The organism is Binatus sp. (SeqCode) (assembly GCF_035272065.1).
Classification (GTDB): domain Bacteria; phylum Desulfobacterota; class Binatia; order Binatales; family Binataceae; genus Binatus.
The window spans coordinates 1-4,056 of sequence record NZ_DATEQZ010000031.1 but is presented as its reverse complement, the minus strand read 5'-3'; the positions used below and the strand labels follow the sequence as shown (position 1 = coordinate 4,056).

Annotated in this window: 4 protein-coding genes and 1 pseudogene; 4 read left to right on the top strand and 1 reads right to left on the bottom strand. The window is 60.2% G+C overall.

Annotated elements, in window-relative coordinates; genetic code table 11:
- Positions 1-189: 189 nt before the first annotated feature.
- Positions 190-1,038, bottom strand: coding sequence for a winged helix-turn-helix domain-containing protein (locus tag VJX68_RS05035; RefSeq protein ID WP_324094567.1), 849 nt, complete (start codon positions 1,036-1,038; stop codon positions 190-192).
- A gap of 260 nt (positions 1,039-1,298) precedes the next feature.
- Here VJX68_RS05035 and VJX68_RS05030 point away from each other — a divergent pair, with 260 nt between their 5' ends.
- From VJX68_RS05030 to VJX68_RS05020, 4 genes and pseudogenes are all read left to right on the top strand, one after another.
- Positions 1,299-2,522, top strand: coding sequence for an amidohydrolase family protein (locus tag VJX68_RS05030; protein ID WP_324094566.1), 1,224 nt, complete (start codon positions 1,299-1,301; stop codon positions 2,520-2,522).
- Positions 2,523-2,525: 3 nt separating this feature from the next.
- Entirely contained in the window at positions 2,526-3,389 is an 864-nt protein-coding gene (locus VJX68_RS05025; protein WP_349255886.1) for an amidohydrolase family protein, read from the top strand.
- A gap of 205 nt (positions 3,390-3,594) precedes the next feature.
- Positions 3,595-3,816, top strand: a pseudogene (locus tag VJX68_RS19285) (hypothetical protein); the annotation flags it as partial.
- Positions 3,817-3,868: 52 nt separating this feature from the next.
- Positions 3,869-4,056 (top strand): hypothetical protein (locus VJX68_RS05020; protein WP_324094564.1); only part of this gene is annotated, 188 nt, incomplete at its 3' end.

The window sequence follows — 4,056 nt, the reverse complement described above, 5'->3', positions numbered from 1 at the left end:
GACTAAGGCGGGGTCTGTGAACGCGCGCGCTTCCTCGGGGTCGAGGTCCTGCTGGAGCTCGGTCGAGCCCTTGATGTCGGCGAGCAGGGCGGTGACCGCGTACAGTCGACTCTCCTCTCGGCGAATATCTCGCCAATCACGGCGGCAGGCGGCGATTGTCCGCTCAAGCTATTCAGCATCGCGCCAACTTCATCGCGTGGGAGGCCTTTGAGCCGTACGCTGGTCCCGAGCCGCCCCCGGAGTAATTCTTCCAGCGTCTTTGCCAGCTCGTGAGTAACATCGAGCGCGGCGTCGCGGTAGGTCAAGCCGCTGCGCCAGGTGATCGAGCAGCGACAAGGTCGAATCGTCGGCCCAGTGAAGATCTTCAAGGATCATGAGCGTCGGTTGTTCTAGCGGCGGCGGAAGCTCCGGCAGGATGTTCTTGAGTTTCGGCGACAGGCGCGCCAACTCCGGTCCCTGGTCGCCCAAGGCTGTGCGCAGCACGTCCGGGTTCGACGTGCGATCGATGAAGTTCTCGAGGATTTCCACAAACGGCAGGTAGGCGACGGCTTCGTCGTGCTCGGAGCAATGCCCGACCAACAGCGCCATTCGCTTTGCATCAGCCGCGGCTGCAATCTCATCCGCCAACCGCGTCTTACCGACGCCGGGCTCGCCGGAGATCACGAACAGGCGTCCGCGCCGTGAAGCTGCATGGTCGAGTCCGCTCAGCAACGAGGCCAGTTCGCGCTCGCGTCCCACCATCACAGCGGGCGGCCGAGATCGAAATCGCTCCGGTCTACTTAGGTTCGGTCCGCGAATCTCCGCGACGAATCGATAGCCCCGGGCCGGCACGGTCGCCACGAATCGCGGCGCCTCGGGATCGTCGCTCAAAGCCCGCCTGAGCTTTGGTACCGCGGTGTTGATGCTCGTCTCGCTATCGACGAAAACGCCCTTGCCCCAGACGCGCTCGATAATTTCCTCGCGCGTAACGAGCTGCCCGCGGCGCTCAACCAACAGGCATAGCAGCTCGAGCGGAATACGCTGGAGGGGAATGACCACACCGCCCCGGCGCAGCTCACAGGCGCCAGATAGAGTTTTGCGCAGGCACAGGTATGTGTTGCACGCGCGCGAGAGATAGAACTCGCGATACTGAAATGCTAGTCGTCTGCTAGTATTTTATGCTCAAAGTGTAACGATACAAAATGGATCGCGCGACCGAAGTCCGAGGAGCCTCGACTCGATTTTTGCCTCCTGCGGCGTGTCCTCGAATGGCGCTGCTTCGCCCAAATGAATTTTATCCAGCCTAAGGGGAGGTCGAGATGACTCAAGAGCCCTATATACTCATCACCGCCGACACCCACGGGGGCGGTAGCCACGCCCAGTACCGCGAATACCTCGATCCCCAGTGGCGCGAAGCATTTGACGAATGGCGTGGCGGATACAAGAACCCGTCCCAGGAGCACTATGGCTCCAAGAAGATGCGCAACTGGGATTGCAGCATCCGCAACACAGACCAAGATAACCAAGGGGTCGTCGGCGAAGTGGTGTTCCCCAACACCGTGCCGCCGTTCTATCGCAAGAGCATAGTCACGGCCCATCCGCCGAAGCCTGAGGACTACCAGCGGTGCCTGGCGGGCATCCGTGCCCACAATCGCTGGCTGAAAGATTTCTGCGCCGAGGACCCACTGCGCCGTGCCGGGATTGGACTGATCTTGCCGAACGACTTCGACGAGGCCATCAAGGATATCGAGTTCATCGCCAAGTCGGGGCTGCGCGGCGGCGTTCTCCTGCCGCTCATCCCGCCCGACGCCTACTGGCTGAAGCCGCTGTACCACCCGGCGTGGGACCGGGTGTTTGCTGCGATCCAGGACCATGGCCTCGTCATCAATCAACATACGGGCCAGGGACTGCCGGACTACGGCGAAGGCGTGGTGGCCGAATCGATCTGGATCCAGGACGTGGCCTCCTACTACGGTCAAGCTGGCTACCGGCACCTCCTGATGGCCGGCGTATATGAGAAGTTCCCGAAGCTCAAGCACATCCTGACCGAGTCCGGCTGCTACTGGGTTCCGGCAATACTCAAGCAGCTCGACCGTGCTTATTACGCCATCAAGTCAGGCGCCTTGGGCGAGATGAACTACGCAGGAATGGAACTGCCGCTGAAAGAGCCACCCAGCGAATATGCGAAGCGTCACTGCTACTACGGCGCGAGCTTCCCCAGCAAAGCCGATCTCGCCGGCATCGATGAGATCGGTGAGGATCATGTCCTGTGGGGCAACGACTATCCTCACTATGAGGGCACCTTCCCTTACAACCTCCAATCCTTGCGGCTGACGTTCGGCGACATGCCAGACTCGCGCCGGCGAAAAGTGCTGGGGCTGAACGATGCGGCGCTCTACAACTTCGACCTGGAGAAGTTGAAGCCTCGGGCGGCAAAATTTGGCCCGACACCGGCGCAAGTGGAAACGCCGCTGCCGCGCGAGGAAATTCCCCGTGACGGCGCTTGCTATCTCTTCCGGGACGCCCTTGGGGAGGCATCCTAAGCCATGGGGATGCCCACCGACATCGCGATAATCGATACGATGATCGGCTTTCCGGCCGAGGACTTCAAAGCGTACGACTTTATCCGCGCACAGCTCAAAGACCCTTCGGCGAAGTTCGATTTCCCGGTCGAGTACATGTTCAAGAACGTGCCGAAGGAGTTGTACGGATCATCAAAGGATCCGATTGCGGTGACCCTGCACGAGATGGATCGGTTCGGCATTGCGATGGGCCTCATCGGCGCCGTCGGCGAAGTCTCAACCAAGGCGCTGAAGGACCATCCTGACAGGTTCATCCCCACGGGTAGCGTGGACCCGAACCGCGGCATGGACGGCATCCGCGACATGGTGCGGCAGTACGAAAAGTATGGTGTGCGCGCGTTCGGCGCGTTCAACGCGGGCTACAATCCGCAAGTCGGTATCTCCGACGCGTTGATGTACCCAATTTACGCCAAGTGCGTTGAACTGGGCGTGCCGATCTTTGCTTGCGCCGGCGTCCCGGGGCCGAGGTTCCCCATGTGGCCACAGGAAGTGCGCCTGATCGATCAGGTGATGTACGACTTCCCCGAACTCGTCTTCGTGACCCGTCACGGCTGCGAGCCTTGGGAAGACCTGGCCGTCAAGCTGATGCTGAAATGGCCCAACCTTTACTATTCGACTTCCGCCTTCGCGCCCAAGCACTACCCCGAAGCCATCATTCGCTATGCGAATACACGCGGCGCGGACCGGGTCATCTATGCCGGCTACTTCCCCATGGGTCTGTCGCTCGAGCGGATTATGACCGACATGAGGTCGGTACCCTTCAATGACAATGTCTGGCCGAAGTTCCTGTGCGGCAACGCCCGCAAGGTACTGAAGCTGGACTCCTGAACGGAACGAGCCTGCCGTCTAAGAAATATTTTGACGGAGTTGCTTTTCTGCTTCCGAAGCTCAGCGTTGAATGGTGACGTTCGCTCGAATCATCCGGGTTGCATGTCCGAGCTTGTGCTTCGTCAAAACCTGATCCTGTCACTTGTCGCTACCGAAAACCTAATCCGAGGTGACGGGCGGGTCGGGCTGTGATAATGGAACGCCGATGGTCGAGTTCCTGACCAAGCTCCTGCTCGTCGCGCGATGCCGCTTGAAGTCACGGGCGAGACTCGAGGTCGAAAACATCGTCCTGCGACAGAAACTGATCGTCCTGAGCCGCAAATCCCGGTCTCGGGGGCACATTGAGCGACTTATCGGACCGATACGGCACGAATCACTCGACCACCTCGCCGTGTTCGGCGAAGCGCATTTGCGCGACGTCCTGAAGACCTACGCTTCCTATTACAACAAAGTCCGACCCCATCTCTCGTTGGACAAAGATGCTCCGGATTTTCGGCCGACGCAAAAGATCGGCCGCATCGCAACGGGGGGCCAACGACGTCTGCGGCACCGGCTCGATCAACGCAATCAACGCCTGCATCGAGGCGGCCGGCAAGGATCTGCCCGACCCAACCGAGGCATTGATTCGCCAGATTTGCGAATGCATCGAAAATGCGGGCGTCAGCGC